At 70.2% G+C, this 18,844-nt stretch carries 19 protein-coding genes and 1 riboswitch; of the genes, 12 read left to right on the top strand and 7 right to left on the bottom strand.

Annotated features, from left to right (window positions below; genetic code table 11):
• Positions 1-61 precede the first annotated feature (61 nt).
• From frr to G3I78_RS28490, 10 genes are all read left to right on the top strand, one after another.
• Entirely contained in the window at positions 62-619 is a 558-nt protein-coding gene (gene frr / locus G3I78_RS28535; protein WP_164429639.1) for a ribosome recycling factor, read from the top strand.
• Positions 619-1,809 (top strand): phosphatidate cytidylyltransferase, encoded by a 1,191-nt coding sequence (locus G3I78_RS28530; RefSeq protein WP_164429637.1) that lies wholly within the window; start codon positions 619-621, stop codon positions 1,807-1,809. The genes frr and G3I78_RS28530 overlap by 1 nt, the downstream gene beginning before the upstream one ends.
• A 191-nt stretch (positions 1,810-2,000) precedes the next feature.
• Positions 2,001-2,330: an ESX-1 secretion-associated protein gene (locus G3I78_RS28525; protein WP_239158098.1), complete on the top strand. Its 330-nt coding sequence runs from the start codon at positions 2,001-2,003 to the stop codon at positions 2,328-2,330.
• Entirely contained in the window at positions 2,327-3,451 is a 1,125-nt protein-coding gene (locus tag G3I78_RS28520) for a WXG100 family type VII secretion target (protein WP_164429633.1), read from the top strand. Before G3I78_RS28525 ends, G3I78_RS28520 begins: the two co-directional genes overlap by 4 nt.
• A complete protein-coding gene (locus G3I78_RS28515) occupies positions 3,448-3,696 on the top strand; it encodes a hypothetical protein (RefSeq protein ID WP_164429631.1) in 249 nt (82 codons plus the stop codon). Before G3I78_RS28520 ends, G3I78_RS28515 begins: the two co-directional genes overlap by 4 nt.
• Before the next feature lie 9 nt (positions 3,697-3,705).
• Complete coding sequence (locus tag G3I78_RS28510) at positions 3,706-3,966, top strand: hypothetical protein (protein ID WP_164429629.1); 261 nt, start codon at positions 3,706-3,708, stop codon at positions 3,964-3,966.
• A 197-nt stretch (positions 3,967-4,163) separates the two neighbouring features.
• Positions 4,164-5,270, top strand: a complete 1,107-nt coding sequence (gene rlmN / locus G3I78_RS28505) for a 23S rRNA (adenine(2503)-C(2))-methyltransferase RlmN (protein WP_164429627.1) — start codon at positions 4,164-4,166, stop codon at positions 5,268-5,270.
• 19 nt (positions 5,271-5,289) lie between these two features.
• Positions 5,290-5,397: riboswitch (TPP riboswitch) on the top strand.
• Positions 5,394-6,470 carry a thiamine ABC transporter substrate-binding protein gene (locus G3I78_RS28500; protein ID WP_164429625.1) on the top strand — a complete coding sequence of 359 codons (1,077 nt, stop codon included), beginning with the start codon at positions 5,394-5,396 and terminating at the stop codon, positions 6,468-6,470. Its footprint overlaps the riboswitch before it by 4 nt.
• Positions 6,446-8,104 carry an iron ABC transporter permease gene (locus G3I78_RS28495; protein ID WP_203615642.1) on the top strand — a complete coding sequence of 553 codons (1,659 nt, stop codon included), beginning with the start codon at positions 6,446-6,448 and terminating at the stop codon, positions 8,102-8,104. Before G3I78_RS28500 ends, G3I78_RS28495 begins: the two co-directional genes overlap by 25 nt.
• Complete coding sequence (locus G3I78_RS28490) at positions 8,105-9,127, top strand: ABC transporter ATP-binding protein (protein ID WP_164429623.1); 1,023 nt, start codon at positions 8,105-8,107, stop codon at positions 9,125-9,127.
• Between the two features lie 65 nt (positions 9,128-9,192).
• On the opposite strand, the gene G3I78_RS28485 is transcribed toward G3I78_RS28490, so the two are convergent.
• From G3I78_RS28485 to G3I78_RS28455, 7 genes are all read right to left on the bottom strand, one after another.
• Positions 9,193-9,882 (bottom strand): LAETG motif-containing sortase-dependent surface protein, encoded by a 690-nt coding sequence (locus tag G3I78_RS28485; RefSeq protein ID WP_203615641.1) that lies wholly within the window; start codon positions 9,880-9,882, stop codon positions 9,193-9,195.
• A 156-nt stretch (positions 9,883-10,038) separates the two neighbouring features.
• The gene (locus tag G3I78_RS28480) at positions 10,039-11,160 is read right to left on the bottom strand and encodes an LOG family protein (RefSeq protein WP_164429620.1); all 1,122 of its coding nucleotides are present in this window, start codon (positions 11,158-11,160) and stop codon (positions 10,039-10,041) included.
• Positions 11,161-11,197: 37 nt separating this feature from the next.
• Positions 11,198-11,617 (bottom strand): VOC family protein, encoded by a 420-nt coding sequence (locus G3I78_RS28475; protein WP_164429619.1) that lies wholly within the window; start codon positions 11,615-11,617, stop codon positions 11,198-11,200.
• An 85-nt stretch (positions 11,618-11,702) separates the two neighbouring features.
• On the bottom strand, positions 11,703-13,040 hold the full coding sequence (locus G3I78_RS28470) for a hypothetical protein (protein WP_164429618.1): 1,338 nt from the start codon (positions 13,038-13,040) through the stop codon (positions 11,703-11,705).
• Complete coding sequence (locus G3I78_RS28465; protein WP_164429617.1) at positions 13,022-13,762, bottom strand: ATP-binding cassette domain-containing protein; 741 nt, start codon at positions 13,760-13,762, stop codon at positions 13,022-13,024. Before G3I78_RS28465 ends, G3I78_RS28470 begins: the two co-directional genes overlap by 19 nt.
• Before the next feature lie 190 nt (positions 13,763-13,952).
• Positions 13,953-15,317 carry an aspartate aminotransferase family protein gene (locus tag G3I78_RS28460; protein WP_164429616.1) on the bottom strand — a complete coding sequence of 455 codons (1,365 nt, stop codon included), beginning with the start codon at positions 15,315-15,317 and terminating at the stop codon, positions 13,953-13,955.
• Between the two features lie 19 nt (positions 15,318-15,336).
• Positions 15,337-15,855, bottom strand: coding sequence for an Lrp/AsnC family transcriptional regulator (locus G3I78_RS28455; protein ID WP_164429615.1), 519 nt, complete (start codon positions 15,853-15,855; stop codon positions 15,337-15,339).
• Between the two features lie 168 nt (positions 15,856-16,023).
• On the opposite strand from G3I78_RS28455, the gene G3I78_RS28450 reads away from it, so the two are divergent.
• Together G3I78_RS28450 and G3I78_RS28445 are read left to right on the top strand one after the other, a co-directional pair.
• A complete protein-coding gene (locus tag G3I78_RS28450) occupies positions 16,024-17,463 on the top strand; it encodes a gamma-aminobutyraldehyde dehydrogenase (RefSeq protein WP_164429614.1) in 1,440 nt (479 codons plus the stop codon).
• Between the two features lie 152 nt (positions 17,464-17,615).
• The gene (locus G3I78_RS28445) at positions 17,616-18,806 is read left to right on the top strand and encodes a spermidine/putrescine ABC transporter substrate-binding protein (RefSeq protein ID WP_164429613.1); all 1,191 of its coding nucleotides are present in this window, start codon (positions 17,616-17,618) and stop codon (positions 18,804-18,806) included.
• Positions 18,807-18,844 lie beyond the last annotated feature (38 nt).

Raw genomic sequence — 18,844 nt, 5'->3', positions numbered from 1 at the left:
CCGCCGCCCCCACGCATACGGAACAGCAGCCGGGCCTACTCAAGACACGCAGGAGCAAGTGGTGATCGAAGAGACCCTCCTCGAGGCCGAGGAGAAGATGGAGAAGGCCGTCGTGGTCGCCAAGGAGGACTTCGCCGCGATCCGCACCGGCCGTGCGCACCCGGCGATGTTCAACAAGATCGTGGCCGACTACTACGGCGCGCCGACGCCGATCAACCAGCTGGCTTCGTTCTCCGTGCCGGAGCCGCGCATGGCGGTCGTGACCCCGTTCGACAAGACGGCCCTGCGCAACATCGAGCAGGCCATCCGCGACTCCGACCTGGGCGTCAACCCGAGCAACGACGGAAACATCATCCGGGTGGTGTTCCCCGAGCTCACCGAGGAGCGCCGCCGCGACTACATCAAGGTCGCCAAGGGCAAGGCGGAGGACTCGCGCGTGTCCATCCGCTCGGTCCGCCGCAAGGCCAAGGACTCGATCGACAAGCTCGTCAAGGACGGCGAGGTCGGCGAGGACGAGGGCCGCCGTGCGGAGAAGGAACTCGACGACGCGACGCACAAGTACGTCGCCCAGGTGGACGAGCTCCTGAAGCACAAGGAAGCGGAGCTGCTCGAGGTCTGATGAACGACTCTTCCTGGGCGACTCCGCCACACGCCGGGTACTGGGGGCCGTCCGACCAGGGGCCTGTCCAGGGGGCTGCCCCGGCGGGTCCCGCGTACGATGCGCATGACGCGCAGCACACTCGCCCCATGCCCATCGTGCCCGACGGACCCGCCGTACCCCGCTTCGGCGACGGCCAGGATGACGACCGGGGGGCCGCTCGGCTGAGCGGTCCCTTGTTCCGGGACGAGACGTTCCGGGACGAGACGTTCCGCGAAGGGACGACGTCGTTCCACGACCAGACCAGCTCGGCGCAGCCCTACCCGGCGGCGCCGCAGACGCAGAATCCGGAGCCCATGCCCGACGCCCCGCAGCCGGCTCCCGCGCCGCAGAAGAAGAGCGCGGGGCGGGATCTGGGTGCGGCCATAGGGGTCGGGGTCGGGCTCGGCGTGGTGATCGTCGCGTCGCTGTTCTTCGTCAAGGCCGTGTTCGTCGGCGTGATAGCGGTCGCCGTCGTCGTCGGTCTGTGGGAGCTGACCAGCAGGCTCCAGGAGCGCAAGGGCATCAAGGCGCCGCTGGTGCCGCTGGCGCTCGGCGGGGCCGCGATGGTCGTCGCCGGGTACGTCCGGGGTGCCGAGGGTGCCTGGGTGGCCATGGCGCTCACCGCGCTCGCCGTCCTCGTCTGGCGGATGACGGAACCGCCGGAGGGCTACCTCAAGGACGTCACGGCGGGCGTCTTCGCCGCGTTCTACGTCCCGTTCCTGGCCACCTTCGTCGCCATGATGCTGACGGCCGACGACGGGGCGGCCCGGGTCCTCACCTTCCTGCTCCTGACGGTGGTCAGCGACACCGGGGCCTACGCCGTCGGCTGGCGCTTCGGCACCCACAAGCTGGCCCCGCGCATCAGCCCCGGCAAGACCCGGGAGGGGCTGGTCGGCGCGGTCACCTTCGCGATGGCCGCGGGCGCGCTGTGCATGCAGTTCCTGATCGACGACGGCACGTGGTGGCAGGGCCTGCTCCTGGGCCTCGCGGTCGCGGCCAGCGCCACCCTGGGTGACCTCGGCGAGTCGATGATCAAGCGCGACCTCGGCATCAAGGACATGGGCACGCTGCTGCCGGGACACGGCGGCATCATGGACCGGCTGGACTCCCTCCTGCCTACGGCTCCGGTGGTGTGGCTGCTGCTGGTGCTGTTCGTGGGCAGCGGCTGACGTACGACTGCGGGCGAGGGGCGACAGCGACGGCTGTCGCCCTTTTGCGTTGCGCAAAGACGGGCTTGACTCAGGCCAGAGCGACGCAAATTGTGGGTCAGACCCTGCTTCGCATACGTAAAAGGAGCCGTTTCTGCGCGATCTTGTCCGGGATGCTGACCATCGCGTCGGTTTTCGAACGGGGGAGCGGGATGAGCGGGCAGTTCGGGGTGGACCCCGACACGTTGACGGATCTGGCGGGCCGGTTCGACCGGGAGGCGGCGGGGCTCGCCGGGCCCATCAGCGCGTTCTCGGGAAGCGCGGCGGAGATCGGGCAGGCGTTCGGGCTGCTGGGGATCTGTGACGGGGCGTCGGAGAAGTACCGGCAGCTGCTGGAGAACACGGTCAGGGCGCTCGGGCATCTCCCGGAGGTGCTCAGGAGCGACGGCGAGCGGCTGCGGCTGAACGTCACCCACTACACGGACTCGGACCGGACCGCCCTCGGCCATCTGCACGCCGCGGCCTCGGCCGGCCGTCCGTGAGCGTCGACGAGTGGATCGACGGCAAGGTCCTGGAGATCCTCCAGGCCGCCGGTGTGGAACTCCCCGGCGGCGACGGCGACACCCTGCGGGCCGTCGCCCGTTCCTGGGACGCCACCGGCACCGAACTGACGGATGTTGTACGGGCCGTGGACTCCGCGATCGCCGGGGTCGACAAGCAGGGTTGGCACGGGGCCGCACGGGACGCTTTCGAGAAGCACTGGGGCGAGCAGAGGAAGGTCGTCCAGGACGTCGCCGCCAACTTCCATCAGGTCGCCGACGGCCTGCGGTCCTACGCGGACGAGATCGACGGGATCAACAAGGAGATCATCGACATCTGCGTCGAGATCGCGGAGATGGAGATCGCCGGGGTCGCGCTGTCGTTCTTCACGGGCTTCATCTCCGACCTCGTCGCGAACACGGCGGTGGCGGAGCGCGTAGCGAAGGTCGTGGACCTGGTCGGGCTGTTCACGTCGGCGGCGGAGCGGGTGGCCGGGCTGTTGGAGCGCTGCGACGCGATGAGCGCGGAAAAGGCGGCGAACCTGGCGAAGCTGCTCTCCGGGCTCGGGCGCTTCACCGCCAAGTTCACGCAGACCTTCGCCACCAACTTCGTCGCCGACTCGGGCAGCATGATGTTGAACCAGTCGGTCCACGGGCAACCGGTGACCGTCGGGGACGACCTCACCTACGGCAGCCGGGCCGCGGCCGGCACAGCCGCGTTCAGCGGGGTTGCCGGAGCCGTCGGAGCCCGTCTCACGGGAACGGCGGGCGACCTTCTGCGAGGGGAGGGGCTCCTCGGCACCACCCTCAACGGTGCGGTCGGCAACGTGGCGGGCGGTTACACGGCCGACACCGTGGGCGGTGCGAGTGGTTCGACGTCCGCCCAGGACGCGCTGACGAACGCGGCCACGGGGGCCTTCGGGAACGCCCAGAACCACGGCGTCGACCATGCTCTGGAGCAACACGGCAGCTTGGGCGGCGAGCACCTCAGTGACCGGGGCAAGCTCGCCGACGACGCTTTCACGACCACGGTCGGCACAACCTTGAACACCACCGTCTACGCCGCGGGCTCCGGCATCGAGGCAGATCTTCAACAACTGGCGAAGGGCGACAAGGACCAGTGAGGGCTCTGAGCGACGTGACGCTTGCCGCGGTGTGGACCCCGAACCCGGACCATCCCTACACCTGGGCCATGTTCCTCGGGTTCCTCCTGCTGGTGTTCGGAGGCGCGATCACGGTCACCGGCGCTTTCGCGACGGTGACGCTGCTGCGCGGCCCCGGCGAGAGGAAGTGGGGTTCGTTCGTGATCGGACCGTTCATCCTCGCTGTCGGGCTCGCGATCGGGTACGCCGGTGTCGCGCTGCTCTAGGAGAGGGCAGTGGTGGAAGAGCGAGTGATCCTCGCGGCGGTCTCCACCCCTGACCCGGACCACCCTTCCACCTGGTCCGGTTTCTTCGGCGTCCTCGCCCTTGTCATCGGCTGTGCGATCGCTCTCATCGGTCTGTACGCGGCGATCAGCACCTGGCGCGGCCTGGCGCTCGCGCGGCGCCGGGGCCAGACCCTCCCGGTCACCCTGACCGGCGGCATCTTCGTGGTGATCGGCCTGGCGGTCGCCGCCTTCGGTGTGTGGATCTTCTGACCACGGGCCCGGAATGACCTACGACACCGCGCATGTCCCACCCCTGGAGCACGCCTTCCGGGCCGTCCTGGGCCGTCCCTGGACCGTCCGAAGCCGACCGGCGCCGACAGTCCGCACCCGCAGGCGACCACCAGGTGACCATCCCCACCCCACTCCGGCCCGGGCCCCCGGTGATGATCTGCCACACTAGAAGGGTTATGCCTGCACCCGGAGAACTCACTTTCGTCGCCCCCCGCGGAGCCAAGAAGCCGCCGCGGCATCTCGCCGACCTCACTCCTGCCGAGCGCAAGGAGGTCGTGGCCGGGATCGGGGAGAAGCCGTTTCGTGCCAAGCAGCTGTCGCAGCACTACTTCGCGCGGTTCGCGCACGACCCGGCGGAGTGGACCGACATCCCGGCCGGGGCGCGCGGCAAGCTTCAGGAGGCGCTGCTTCCGGAGCTGATGACCGTCGTACGGCATCTGTCGACGGACCAGGGGGCCACGCGCAAGACGCTGTGGCGGCTGTTCGACGGGACGCTCGTCGAGTCGGTGCTCATGCGGTATCCGGACCGGGTGACCATGTGCATCAGTTCGCAGGCGGGGTGCGGGATGAACTGCCCCTTCTGTGCGACCGGGCAGGCCGGTCTTGACCGGAATCTGTCCACCGCCGAGATCGTCCACCAGATCGTGGACGGGATGCGGGCGCTGCGGGACGGGGAAGTGCCCGGGGGCCCCGCGCGGCTCTCCAACATCGTCTTCATGGGGATGGGCGAGCCCCTCGCCAACTACAAGCGGGTGACGCAGTCCATTCGGGCGCTCACCGACCCCGCTCCCGACGGGCTCGGGCTGTCGCAGCGGGGCATCACCGTGTCGACCGTCGGGCTCGTGCCGGCCATCCACCGGTTCTCCGACGAAGGCTTCAAGTGCCGGCTCGCGATCTCGCTGCACGCCCCCGACGACGAGCTGCGCGACACCCTCGTCCCCGTGAACACGCGGTGGAAGGTGCGCGAGGTCCTCGACGCCGGGTTCGAGTACGTCGAGAAGTCCGGGCGTCGGCTCTCCATCGAGTACGCGCTCATCCGGGACATCAACGACCAGGCCTGGCGCGGGGACCGGCTCGGGCGGCTGCTCAGGGGCAAGCCCGTGCATGTGAACCTGATTCCGCTGAACCCGACTCCCGGGTCCAAGTGGACCGCCTCCCGGCCCGAGGACGAGAAGGCGTTCGTCGAGGCCATCGCCGCCCATGGTGTGCCGGTGACGGTCCGGGACACCCGTGGTCAGGAGATCGACGGGGCCTGCGGACAGCTCGCGGCCACCGAGCGGTAGTCTGACGGACGTACATCTTCATATCCGACAGGGGAGCGCAACAGCGCTGAGAGTGCGGCGACCGGGCCGCAGACCCTCTGAACCTCGCCCAGGTCATTCTGGGTAGGAAGTTCGGTCATCACCGTGAACAACAAGAAGTTTCTTGCTGCCGTCGTGGGCCTCGGCCTCGTCACGCTGTCCGCGTGCGGATCCTCGTCCTCCGGTGCGGAGGGCTCCGGAAGCGCCGACAAGAGCGTCACGCTCGTCAGCCACGACTCCTGGGCCGTCTCCAAGAACGTCCTCGCCGACTTCGAGAAGAAGTCCGGCTACAAGGTCAAGGTCCTGGAGGACGGCGACGCCGGGCAGGCCGTCAACAAGGCCATCCTCACCAAGGACAACCCGCAGGGAGACGTCTTCTTCGGCGTCGACAACACCCTGCTGTCCAGGGCGCTCGACAACGGCCTCTTCCAGTCCTACGAGGCGAAGGGCGCCGACACGATCACGTCGGGGTACCGCGTCGACGGGGACAAGGTCACGCCCATCGACACCGGCGACATCTGCGTCAACTACGACAAGGCGTACTTCACCGAGCACAAGCTCCAGCCGCCGACGTCGTACGACGATCTGATCAAGCCCGCCTACAAGAACCTCCTCGTCACCGAGAACGCCTCCACCTCCTCGCCGGGCCTCGGCTTCCTGCTCGGGTCCGCCGCGCAGTACGGGGACGACGGGTGGGAGGGCTACTGGACGAAGCTCAAGGCCAACGGCGTCAAGGTCGTCGACGGCTGGGAGCAGGCCTACAACGAGGAGTTCTCGGGGTCGGCCGGCGGCAAGAAGGCCAAGGGGGACCGGCCGCTCGTCGTGTCGTACGCCTCCTCGCCGCCCGCCGAGGTCATCTACGCCGACCCGAAGCCGAAGACCGCCCCCACCGGGGTCGCCGACGGCACCTGCTTCCGGCAGATCGAGTACGCGGGGCTGCTGAGCAACGCGAAGAACACCAAGGGCGGCAAGGCGCTGCTGGACTTCCTGCTGACCAAGGAGTTCCAGCAGGACATGCCGCTCAACATGTTCGTCTACCCGGTCGTCGAGGGCGCCTCGGTGCCCGCCGAGTTCACCGAGTACGGCCCGCAGGCCAAGGATCCCGAGACCATGGACCCGGCGAAGATCGCCGAGCACCGTGACGACTGGGTCAAGTCATGGACCTCGCTCGTACTCAAGTGACGCGCAGGGGCGCGGCGGCCCGGCTCGGTCTCCTGGCCGGGCCCGTCGCGTTCTTCGGCGTCTTCTTCGCCTGGCCCGTCGCCGCGATCGTCCGGCGCGGACTCGAGACGGACGGGAGCTGGCGGTTCGGCCGGATCGTCGACGTCCTGACGCAGGCCGACATCCGGCACGTCCTGTGGTTCACCACCTGGCAGGCGCTCGTCTCCACCGCGCTCACGCTGCTGGTCGCGCTCCCCGGCGCGTATGTCTTCGCGCGCTTCGACTTCCCCGGCAAGCAGCTCCTGCGGGCCGTGGTCACCGTGCCGTTCGTGCTGCCGACGGTCGTCGTCGGTACGGCCTTCCTGGCGCTCGTCGGCCGGGGCGGACTGCTGGACGAGCTGTGGGGCGTACGGCTCGACACCACCGTGTGGGCGATCCTGCTCGCGCACGTCTTCTTCAACTACGCGGTCGTCGTACGGACGGTCGGCGGGCTGTGGGCGCAGCTGGACCCGCGCCAGGAGGAGGCCGCGCGGATGCTCGGGGCGTCCCGGCTCAGGGCCTGGCGCTCGGTCACGCTCCCCGCGCTCGCGCCCGCCGTGGCCGCCGCGGCGCTGATGGTCTTCCTCTTCACCTTCACCTCCTTCGGCGTGGTCCAGATCCTCGGCGGGCCGACCTTCTCCACCCTCGAAGTGGAGATCTACCGGCAGACCTCCGAGATCTTCGACCTCTCCACGGCCGCCGTGCTGACGCTGATCCAGTTCGCCGCGGTGGGCGCGGTGCTCGCCCTGCACGCGTGGACGGTACGGCGCCGGGAGACCGCGCTCCGGCTCGTGGACGCCTCCGGCACCGCCCGGCGGCCGCGCGGGGCGGGGGAGTGGGGGCTGCTGGCCGGGGTCGTGGGCAGCGTCGCCGTACTCCTGCTGCTGCCGCTCGCCGTGCTGGTCCAACGGTCCCTGGACGCCCCCGACTTCGGCTACTACCGGGCGCTGACCCACAGCGACGGCGGGGTCTTCCTGGTCGCGCCGATCGAGGCGATCGGGAACTCGCTGGAGTACGCCCTCGCCGCGACCGCCATCGCGGTGGTGATCGGGGGACTCGCGGCGGCCGCGCTCACACGACGGGACGCGGGGCGTTTCGTACGGGGCTTCGACGCGCTGCTGATGCTGCCGCTCGGGGTGTCCGCGGTGACCGTCGGGTTCGGGTTCCTGATCTCGCTGGACGAACCGCCGCTGGACCTCAGGCAGTCCTGGATCCTGGTGCCGCTCGCGCAGGCGCTGGTCGGGGTGCCCTTCGTGGTGCGGACCATGCTGCCCGTGCTGCGGGCCGTGGACCACCGGCTGCGGGAGGTGGCGGCCGTGCTCGGGGCCTCGCCCTGGCGGGTGTGGCGCGAGGTCGACCTGCCGATGGTGCGGCGGGCGCTGCTGATCGCGGCCGGGTTCGCCTTCGCGGTGTCGCTCGGGGAGTTCGGGGCGACCGTGTTCATCGCACGGCCCGACAACCCGACGCTGCCGGTCGCCGTGGCCCGGCTACTCGGCCGCGCCGGTGATCTCAACTACGGCCAGGCGATGGCCCTTTCGACGTTCCTGATGGTGGTGTGCGCGGTGGCGCTGCTGGTCCTTGAGCGGCTGCGGACCGATCGGACCGGGGAGTTCTAGATGCTGCTGAGCCTTGAGGACGCGACCGTACGGTTCGGTGGGCGGGCCGTGCTCGACGCGGTCGGGCTCGATGTCGCCGAGCACGAGATCGTGTGTGTGCTCGGGCCGAGCGGGAGCGGGAAGTCGACGCTGCTGCGGGCGGTGGCCGGGCTCCAACCGCTGGACGAGGGGCGGGTGTCGCTCGACGGGCTCGACCAGGCGGGGGTGCCCGCGCACCGGCGTGGCGTCGGCCTGATGTTCCAGGACCATCAGCTGTTCCCGCAGCGGGACGTGGGCGCCAACGTGGCGTTCGGGCTGCGGATGCACGGGGCCTCCAAGGCCCGACAGGGCGAGCGGGTCGCGGAGTTGCTCGATCTGGTCGGGCTTCCCGGTGCCGGGCGCCGGGCCGTCGGCGCGCTCTCCGGCGGTGAGCAGCAGCGGGTCGCACTGGCCCGGGCGCTCGCTCCCCGGCCCCGGCTGCTGATGCTCGACGAGCCGCTCGGGCAGCTGGACCGCTCGCTGCGGGAGCGGCTGGTCGTCGAACTGCGGGAGCTGTTCGGGCGGTTGGGCACGACCGTGCTCGCGGTCACCCACGACCAGGGCGAGGCGTTCGCGCTCGCCGACCGGGTCGTGGTGATGCGGGACGGGCGGATCGCCCAGTCCGGTACGCCCCTTGAGGTCTGGCAGCGTCCGGCGGACGAGTTCGTGGCCCGCTTCCTCGGCTTCGAGAACGTCGTCGACGGGACGGTGACGGGCGAGGCCGCGGACACCGTCTGGGGCAAGGTCCCGGTGCCCTCAGGGGCCGCCCAGGGCGCCCGGAGCGTGCTGGTGCGGCCCGCGGGCGTGCGGCTCGTGGCGGCCGACGAGGGGCTGCGCTGCACGGTCGCCGCGCGGACCTTCAGGGGCACCCATGTCGCCGTACGTCTGCAACCCGCCGACGACGGGCCGCGGTTGGAGGCGGCGTGCGCGCTGCGGGAGGCGCCGGAGGTCGGGGACGCGGTCGGGGTGCAGTTCGACGCGGCCGAGATCGTCGTCCTGGGCTGAACGCCGACATGGTCGTGGCCCGCCCCGAACCCGGGACGGGCCACGACTCATGTACGGGTGTGGCGTCAGCGGTTGCTGCTCGCCCCACGACGGCGCATGCCGAAGAACACGGCGCCGCCGCCGACGACGACCAGCGCGCCCGCGATACCGGCGATCAGGCCGGTGTTGGAGTTCGCGCCGGTCTCGGCGAGGTTGGAGTCACCGGTGGCCGGCGACGGGGCGTTGCTCTCGACGGTCGCGGGAGCGGTGCTGTCGCTCTCGGAGGGCGTCGGGGTCGGGGTGTCCTCGGCCGGGGTGCTGGCCGAGTCCGACGGGGTCGGGGTCGGGGTGGGAGTCGGGGTCGGCGTGTCCTCGGTCTTGCAGGCGGTCGCCGGGGTCGTCAGGTTCGGGGTGATGTCCTTGCCCTTGATGTAGGGCAGGGCGACGACGTGGATGCGGTACTCCGCGTTGGGCTTCCAGTCCTCGTTGAACGTGATGGTGGTGCCGTCGGCGGAGCCCTTGACCGTCTGCTCGCCGATCTTCTTCTCGTCGGCGCCGTTGCTCTCCAGGAACACGGAGACGGTCGCCTCGACACCGGACTTGTCGATGTCGGTGACGGTGATGACGCCCTGGGTGCCGTCGCACTTGGCTTCGGCGGAGAACTCGTTGATGTTGCAGGCAAACGCGTTACCGGAGGCGCCGAGCGCGATGGCGGTCGAGGCGGCGGCGACGCCGAGGAAGCGCGCGGCGCGGGAGGTGCGGCGGGATATGGGCATGAATGCCACGTTCGTCCTTCACGGGATGCGCAAATGCGGGGGGCTGAGAGGGTGGTGATGTGACATCACCATCCCCAGGAGTCTCACAGGTCTATAAGCGCTGCATAAGAAGTGTCAACGTGTAGGCGCCCTACAACCGTTGGCTTTGCATTCTTATTAAGGTGTGAGACGTTTCAGCGCCTCCGGAGCCTCCTCGATCCGGTCAACCAGGGCGATTCGGGCCTCCATCGACCGCTCCCGCGCGAGCGCCCGGAGCAGCGGCCAGGTCGGCAGCCGTTCCGTCCAGTGCGCGCGGTCCACGAGCACCATCGGTGTCGGTTCGCCGCGCGACTCGTAGTAGTTGGGCGTCGCGTTGTCGAAGATCTCCTGTACGGTCCCGGCGGCGCCCGGCAGGAAGACCACCCCGGCGCTGGAGCGGGCGAGCAGGCCGTCCTCGCGGGTGGCGTTGGCGAAGTACTTGGCGATGTGCGAGGCGAAGGCGTTCGGCGGCTCGTGGCCGTAGAACCAGGTCGGGATGCCCACCGAGCAGCCGCCGCGGGGCCAGCGGGCGCGGACCTCGAAGGCGGCGCGCGCCCAGTCGGTGATCGAGGGCGTGAACGACGGTGCCCCGCCGAGGAGTTCGCACGCCTCGTCGAGCATCGCGTCCTCGAAGGGGGCCGCGTAGGAGCCGAGGTTGGCCGCCTCCATCGCGCCCGGGCCGCCGCCGGTGGCCACCGTGAGCCCGGCACGGGTCAGTTCACGGCCGAGCCGTGCCGCACCGGCGTACGCCTCGGTGCCGCGGGCCATCGCGTGGCCGCCCATGACCCCCACGACCCTGGTGGCGCCCAGGAGTTCGTCGAGGGCGTCGGACACGGCGTCGTCGTGGACGGCGCGCAGCGTCGAGGCGTATATGTCGCGGTCGGCCTTGGTGCGCTGGAACCAGGCGTACGCGAGGGCGTCCGGGGTCTGTTCGTAGCCCTTCTCCAGCCCGTCGAAGAGCTCGTCGGGGGAGTAGAGGAGACCGCGGTACGGGTCGAAGGGGAGACCCGGGACGGGCGGGAAGACCAGGGCGCCGTCGGTACGGATCTTCGCCGCCGCGTTCTCCCGCATGGGGCAGCCGAGGAAGACGGCGCCCGCGGTGTCGGTGGCGAGCAACTCCCTTGTCCGGTCGGTCAGATCGACGGCCTGGACGCGGAAGCCGGTGAGGGTGCCGCGGGCCGAGACGACCGCGTCGAACTCCTCGACGGTCTCGATCTCACGGTCGTCGTGGTGTGCCGCATGGGCGGGACTCGTCTGCACCCGCCCATGCTTGCACGCCGTGCCGCGGGCCCGTGGCTCAGCCCTGGACGGCCGCCGGGTCCATCCACACGACCTCCCAGCCGTGGCCGTCGAGGTCGTCGAAGGAACGGCCGTACATGAAGCCCTGGTCCTGGACGTCGTCGTTGGCGGTGCCGCCCGCGGCGACCGCCTTCTCGACCAGCTCGTCCACCTTGGCGCGGCTCTCGGCGCTCAGGCAGAGCAGCACCTGGGTGGTCTTCGTCGCGTCCGCGATCTCCTTCTTGGTGAAGGTCGAGTAGAACGGCTTGGTGAGCAGCATCGCGACGATGGTCTCGCTGATCACGACGGAGGCCGCGTTGTCGTCGCTGAACTGCTCGTTGAGCGTGTAGCCGAGGTCCGTGTAGAACTTCTTCGAGGCGGCCAGGTCGTTCACCGGCAGGTTCACGAAGATCATCTGCTGGTACTGGGTCGCGGTCATGGCGGTCTCTCCCTGTCGGATGCGTGCTGTTCGGTGAGGTAGACCGGGGGTCCGCGCGGAACTCATCGGTGCGCGCGGATTTTTCTCAGCGGGTCAGGGGCAGGGCGGCCAGCTCGGCGACGACCAGGGTGAGCGGGCCGAAGAGAGCGAGAAGGGCGCCGGCGCGGATCGCCGCCGCGCTGCGCAGCATGGCCGCCGGGGCGCCCAGGCGCAGCAGCGCCTCCGTGGTGTCCGACCTCGCCTGCCTGGCCTCCACCGCGGCGGTGAACAGCGTGGCGAGCGTGCAGCAGGTCACCAGGAGCAGACCGAGGGTGGTCAGCGGACCGACGTCGGGGCCCGTGGGGTCGTAGAGCGTCGTCATGGCGTACGCCCCGGACGCCACCGCGCAGACGACACCGAGCGGGCGCCCGATCCGGTCGGCCTCCGTCATCAGGACCCGCCCCGCGAGCAGGCGCAGCGCGCCCGGGGCGGCGGACTGGAGGAGGCGGCCGCAGAGGTGGGTGAGGCCGGGACCCGCCACCGCCAGACCCACGGCGGTCAGGAGCCAGCCGATCAGGACGGAGGGGGTGCCCGCGAGACCGCCGGGGAGGGGGGTGGCGGAGCCGGTGCCCTCGCGGTTGGCGTAGGCCTCCACCGCCAGGCCCGCGGCGAGGACGGCGATGCCCCAGGGGAGACCGCGGGGGGCTTCTCGGGGTGCCGGCGGGAGACCGGTGTCCTGGCCGGGCTCCGGGTTCCCGTCGGCGGGGGGTGCGGTGGCCTCGTCGGTGCCCGGGGCCGGGCCCGCGCGCTCGCCCGTCGTCCGGCGTGCCCGGAAGCGGCCGTACGCCCCGAAGGGCTCCCTCGCCGTCGTCCTGCCGTACGCCCCGAAGCGGCCGTACGACCGTGCCTCCCGCTTCGCCGACGCCGACCTGTCGTCCCGGGGGCGCAGCACCAGGGCCACCGTCACCGACGAGATCACCGGGACCAGGCCCAGGAGGGTCAGGGCGGCCGGGAGGGGGAGCGGGGAGTCCGCGGCGAGGAAGTCCGCCGCCGCTCCGTCGAAGGGCATACCGGTCAGGTCGCCCCTCAGATGGAGGAAGAAGAGGAGCGCCAGCATCGAGCCGAGGAGGCAGGACAGGGCCGTCGTCGCCGCCGAGACGGCCATCAGCCGGGCCGGGCCCAGACCGATCGCCGCGAGGCCCGGGCGGGGGCGGGTGCCGGGGTCGGTGCGTGCCACCGCCAGGGTGAAGTAGACCGTCGCGGCCAACGGGGTCAGGCACCAGGCCAGCCGCAGGAGCGCGCCGGACGGGTCCTCGGGGTGGCTGATCGCGTAGCCGAGGGTGCACAGGAGGAGGAAGCCCGTGCCCGCCGAGGCCATGGCCACCAGCAGGCGGCGCAGCTGTACGGCGGGACGGGCGGCCCAGGTCAGACGGAGAGCGAGCACGCGGTGCGGCCTTCCGGGTCGGCCATCGGGGGAAGGTGGACGGTGTGCACCCGGCGTCCGTCCAGGAGGGTGACCGTGCGGTCCGCCAGGGCCGCGGTGTCGGGGTCGTGCGTCGCCAGGACCACGGTGATGCCGTGCGAGCGGGCCGCGGTGGTGAGCGTGCGCAGCACATGGCCGCGGTCCGCGCGGTGCAGGGGAGCCGTCGGTTCGTCGGCGAACAGCACCGACGGGGCCGGGGCGAGGGCACGGGCGACGCAGACGCGCTGGCGCTCGGAGCGGGTCAGTTCGTGCGGGCGGCTGCGGGTGCGGTCGCCGATGTCGAGGCGCTCCAGCCACTCCAGCGCGGCCGTCTTGGCCCGGCGGCGGCTGGTGCCGCGCAGCATGAGGGGGAGCGCGGCGTTCTCCCAGGCGTTGAGCTCCGGGACGAGCACCGGGGCCGGGTCGATCCAGCCGAAGCGGTCCCGGCGCAGCCGCTCACGGGTCATCGGACCCATGGTGTGCACGGGCACGCTGTTGAACCAGACCTCACCGCGCTGGGCCGGTGCGAGCCCCGAAAGGCAGCGCAGCAGAGCGGTCTTGCCGCTGCCGCGCGGGCCGCTGACGGCGAGGATCTCGCCCTCGCGCACGCCCAGGGAGACGCCCTGGAGCGCCGGCGAGCCGTCGCGGTGGGTGAAGTGCAGGGAGCGTGCCCAGAGCACATCGTTGTCCGGCGGGGCCTCCATGGGCGTACACCTCGTTCTGGTCCGTTGTGCCTTGCCATCCCCCGTGCGGGGGAACGAAAGCAGGGCCGATCGGTTACCAGGCACGCTAAGGAGACGGGGGCGGAACGCCGTACAGCACACGGCCCGGGGTGCGTGCCTGTCACTCGGACGGGCGCACTCCGGGCCGTATAAGCGGCTGAACTGCCGGGGGCTAGAGCTTGGTCCAGGCCTCGGTCAGGGTGGCGCGCAGGATCTGCTCGATCTCGTCGAAGGTCTCCTGGTTCGAGATCAGCGGCGGGGCGAGCTGGACGACCGGGTCGCCGCGGTCGTCGGCACGGCAGTACAGGCCGTTGTCGTAGAGCGCCTTGGAGAGGAAGCCGTACAGGACGCGCTCGGTCTCCTCGTCGTTGAACGACTCCTTCGTCACCTTGTCCTTGACGAGCTCGATGCCGTAGAAGTAGCCGTTGCCGCGGACGTCGCCGACGATCGGCAGGTCGTGCAGCTTCTCCAGGGTGCTCCGGAAGGCGGACTCGTTGTCGAGCACGTGCTGGTTGAGGTTCTCGCGCTCGAACAGGTCGAGGTTGGCGAGGCCCACCGCGGCCGACACGGGGTGGCCGCCGAAGGTGTAGCCGTGCAGGAAGGTGTTGTCGCCCTTGTAGAACGGCTCGGCCAGGCGGTCGGAGACGATGCAGGCGCCGATCGGGGAGTAGCCCGAGGTCATGCCCTTGGCGCAGGTGATCATGTCCGGGACGTAGTCGAACTTGTCGCAGGCGAACATGGTGCCGAGGCGGCCGAAGGCGCAGATGACCTCGTCGGAGACGAGCAGGACGTCGTACTGGTCGCAGATCTCGCGCACGCGCTGGAAGTAGCCGGGCGGGGGCGGGAAGCAGCCGCCCGCGTTCTGGACCGGCTCCAGGAAGACCGCGGCGACCGTGTCCGGGCCCTCGAAGAGGATCTGCTGCTCGATCTGGTCGGCGGCCCAGCGGCCGTACGCCTCGGGGTCGTCGCCGTGGATCGGGGCGCGGTAGATGTTGGTGTTCGGGACCTTGTGGGCGCCCGGGACCAGGGGCTCGAAGGGGGCCTTCAGAGCCGGCAGGCCGGTGATCGACAGGGCGCCCTGCGGGGTGCCGTGGTAGGCGACCGCGCGGGAGATGACCTTGTACTTGGTGGGCTTGCCGGTGAGCTTGAAGTACTGCTTCGCCAGCTTCCAGGCGGTCTCGACCGCCTCGCCGCCACCGGTGGTGAAGAAGACCTTGTTGAGGTCGCCGGGCGCGTGGTGCGCGAGGCGCTCCGCGAGTTCGACGGCCTTCGGGTGGGCGTAGGACCACACCGGGAAGAACGCCAGCTCCTGCGCCTGCTTGAAGGCGGCCTCGGCGAGCTCGACACGGCCGTGGCCGGCCTGGACCACGAACAGGCCCGCGAGACCGTCGAGGTAGCGCTTGCCCTTGTCGTCGTAGATGTAGGTGCCCTCGCCCCGGACGATCGTCGGGACCGGGGAGTTCTCGTACGAGGACATGCGGGTGAAGTGCATCCACAGGTGGTCGTACGCGGTCTGGCTGAGGTCCTTGGAGCTCACGGTTATCGGGTCCTCACGGTTATCGGGTTCCCCACATGTAGGTCTGCTTCTTGAGCTTCAGGTAAACGAAGCTCTCGGTGGAGCGCACTCCGGGGATGGCCCGGATGCGGCGGTTGATGACCTCCAGGAGGTGGTCGTCGTCCTCGCAGACGATCTCCACCATCAGGTCGAAGGAGCCGGCCGTCATCACCACGTACTCGCACTCGGGCATGGCGGTCAGCGCGTCGGCCACGGACTCGACATCGCCCTCGACGTGGATGCCGACCATCGCCTGACGCCGGAAGCCCACGGTGAGCGGGTCCGTGACGGCGACGATCTGCATCACGCCCTGGTCGAGCAGCTTCTGGACACGCTGGCGCACGGCCGCCTCGGACAGGCCCACGGCCTTGCCGATCGCGGCGTACGGACGGCGGCCGTCCTCCTGGAGCTGCTCGATGATGGCGAGGGAGACGGCGTCCAGATTGGGGCTGGTGCCGTTCCTGGACTCACGGGAGTCCCTGGGGTCTGCGCTTCGACTGGCCACGACGTCACTGTGCACGACGTCTCGACACTTCCGCAAGGCCGGGGCGATGAAATCCGTTGTTTACGCTACTGGGACCTGCGGATTTCGCAGCCTTGGCGCGATCGGGGGTGTTGAAAACGTGGTGCTGACGATTAGGGTGGGTGTCTCAGCCAGTGGACAGTTCCAACCCTCAGGAGGCCGGCAGTGAGCACCGAGCTGCGTCGTCTGCGCAACTACATCGACGGTGAGTTCCGGGACGCCGCCGACGGACGGACCACGGACGTGGTCAACCCCGCGACCGGTGAGGCGTACGCGACCGCGCCGCTGTCCGGGCAGGAGGACATCGACGCGGCGATGGCCGCCGCCGCCGAGGCCTTCCCGGGCTGGCGGGACTCGACCCCGGCCGAGCGGCAGAAGGCCCTCCTGAAGATCGCCGACGCGTTCGAGGAGCGGGCCGAGGAGCTCATCGCGGCCGAGGTGGAGAACACCGGCAAGCCGATCGGGCTCACGCGGTCCGAGGAGATCCCGCCGATGGTCGACCAGATCCGCTTCTTCGCCGGTGCGGCGCGGATGCTGGAGGGCCGCTCGGCCGGTGAGTACATGGAGGGCCTCACCTCCATCGTGCGCCGCGAGCCGGTCGGGGTCTGCGCGCAGGTCGCGCCCTGGAACTACCCGATGATGATGGCCGTGTGGAAGTTCGCCCCCGCGCTCGCGGCCGGCAACACCGTGGTGCTCAAGCCCTCGGACACCACCCCCGCCTCCACGGTCCTGATCGCCGAGATCATCGGCTCGATCGTGCCCAAGGGCGTCTTCAACGTGGTGTGCGGCGACCGTGACACCGGCCGCCTGATGGTCGAGCACCCGACCCCGGCGATGGCGTCGATCACCGGTTCGGTGCGGGCCGGCATGTCGGTCGCCGAGTCGGCGTCCAAGGACCTCAAGCGGGTCCACCTGGAGCTGGGCGGCAAGGCGCCGGTCGTCGTCTTCGAGGACACCGACATCGCCAAGGCCGTCGAGGACATCTCCGTGGCGGGCTTCTTCAACGCCGGGCAGGACTGTACGGCGGCCACGCGCGTGCTGGTGCAGTCCTCGATCCACGACGAGTTCGTGGCCGCGCTGGCGAAGGCCGCCGCCGAGACCAAGACGGGCCAGCCGGACGACGAGGACGTGCTGTTCGGCCCGCTCAACAACCCGAACCAGCTCAAGCAGGTCTCCGGGTTCATCGAGCGGCTGCCCGCGCACGCCAAGGTCGAGGCGGGCGGTCACCAGGTGGGCGAGAAGGGGTACTTCTACGCGCCGACCGTCGTCTCCGGGCTGAAGCAGGACGACGAGATCATCCAGAACGAGGTGTTCGGGCCGGTCATCACCGTCCAGTCCTTCTCCGACGAGGACCAGGCCGTGTCCTGGGCCAACGGCGTCGACTACGCGCTTGCATCCTCGGTGTGGACCAAGGACCACGGGCGGGCCATGCGGATGTCCAAGAAGCTGGACTTCGGGTGCGTGTGGATCAACACGCACATTCCGCTGGTCGCGGAGATGCCGCACGGGGGGTTCAAGAAGTCGGGGTACGGCAAGGATCTCTCGGGCTACGGGTTCGAGGACTACACGCGGATCAAGCATGTGATGACTTCGTTGGACGCGTAGGTCTTTTGCGCGCGGGTGAGCGGGGGCCGGTCGTGCAGCGCCCCGCGCCGGCAGGTGGGTGCGGCCGCGCTCGACAGGGTGTCCGCCCCACCCCGCTCCGCTCGACGCTGCGTCGATTGTCGGCCCGGGGTGCGGGGCGGCATGCTGCGGCCATGCCACTCACACCGCGGACGTCCCCGCTCTCCCGTCGGACCCTGCTGCGCGCACTCGGCGGCGGGGCGGTGCTGGGTGGGCTCGCCGGGTGCGGGGTGCCCGCCGCGTACGTGGATGCGGGGGACCGGGCCGTCACCGACCGGTCCGCCGAGGACAAGCGGCTGACCTGGGCGAACTGGCCGCTCTACATCGACACGGACGACGACGACTCGACGAAGCGACCCACCCTGGACGCCTTCGAGAAGAAGACCGGGATCTCCGTCGACTACGTCGAGGAGATCAACGACAACGACGAGTTCTTCGGCAAGATCAGTCCGGCGCTGATGAACCACCAGCAGACCGGCCGCGATCTGATCGTCATCAGCGACTGGATGTGCGCGCGGTTCGTGCGGCTGGGCTGGGTCCAGGAGATGGACCGGGCGAACCAGCCGAACGTCACGAAGTACCTGGACCCGCTGCTGCGTTCGCCCGCCTTCGACCCGGGCCGCAAGTACACCGTGCCCTGGCAGTCGGGGATCACCGGGATCGCGTACAACCACAAGAAGCTGGGCCGCGAGATCCGGCACGTGAAGGACCTCTGGGCGAGCGACCTCAAGGGCCGGGTCACCCTGCTCTCCGGTCTCGACGAGGCGTTCGCGCTGCTCATGCAGGGCAACGGCGTCGACATCACCAAGTGGACGGCGGCCGACTTCGACGAGGTCTGCGACCAGGTCGAGAAGTACGTGAGGAACGGCCAGATCCGCCGCTTCACCGGCAACGACTACACCAAGGACCTCGTCACCGGCGACGTCCTGGCCTGCCAGGCCTACTCCGGGGACGTCATCCAGCTCCAGGCCGACAACCCCGACATCCGCTTCGTCGTCCCCGAGGAGGGCGCGGAGCTCTGGTCGGACTCCCTGATGATCCCCGACCGCGCCCTCCACAAGGCCAACGCCGAGCGCCTGATCGACTACTACTACGCCCCCGAGGTCGCCGCGGAACTCGCCGCCTGGGTCAACTACGTCTGCCCGGTCCCGGCCGCCCGGTCCGTCCTGGCCGCCTCCAAGGACGAGGACACCGCCGCCCTCGCCGAGAACCCGCTCATCTTCCCGGACTCGGAGATGCGCAAGCGGTTGGTGATCGCCCGGGACATCACGTCGAAGGAGCGGGTGGGGTACGCGAAGCGGTGGAACGCGATCGTGGGGCTTTAGGCGGCCGGGGTCCACGGGACGTAAGAGCCAGGTGAGTT

The organism is Streptomyces sp. SID13726 (genome assembly GCF_010548375.1).
GTDB lineage: Bacteria > Actinomycetota > Actinomycetes > Streptomycetales > Streptomycetaceae > Streptomyces.
The sequence above is the reverse complement of the archived record's forward strand: the minus strand, read 5'-3'. Positions and strand labels throughout refer to the sequence as shown.

Bases quoted from the DNA above. Each gene is read 5' to 3' on its own strand.
- G3I78_RS28530 (WP_164429637.1), top strand. From the start codon at position 619: ATGAACGACTCTTCCTGGGCGACTCCGCCACACGCCGGGTACTGGGGG.
- G3I78_RS28525 (WP_239158098.1), top strand. From the start codon at position 2,001: ATGAGCGGGCAGTTCGGGGTGGACCCCGACACGTTGACGGATCTGGCG.
- rlmN (WP_164429627.1), top strand. From the start codon at position 4,164: ATGCCTGCACCCGGAGAACTCACTTTCGTCGCCCCCCGCGGAGCCAAG.
- G3I78_RS28495 (WP_203615642.1), top strand. From the start codon at position 6,446: ATGGACCTCGCTCGTACTCAAGTGACGCGCAGGGGCGCGGCGGCCCGG.
- G3I78_RS28490 (WP_164429623.1), top strand. From the start codon at position 8,105: ATGCTGCTGAGCCTTGAGGACGCGACCGTACGGTTCGGTGGGCGGGCC.
- G3I78_RS28485 (WP_203615641.1), bottom strand. From the start codon at position 9,882: ATGCCCATATCCCGCCGCACCTCCCGCGCCGCGCGCTTCCTCGGCGTC.
- G3I78_RS28475 (WP_164429619.1), bottom strand. From the start codon at position 11,617: ATGACCGCGACCCAGTACCAGCAGATGATCTTCGTGAACCTGCCGGTG.
- G3I78_RS28465 (WP_164429617.1), bottom strand. From the start codon at position 13,762: ATGGAGGCCCCGCCGGACAACGATGTGCTCTGGGCACGCTCCCTGCAC.
- G3I78_RS28445 (WP_164429613.1), top strand. From the start codon at position 17,616: ATGCCACTCACACCGCGGACGTCCCCGCTCTCCCGTCGGACCCTGCTG.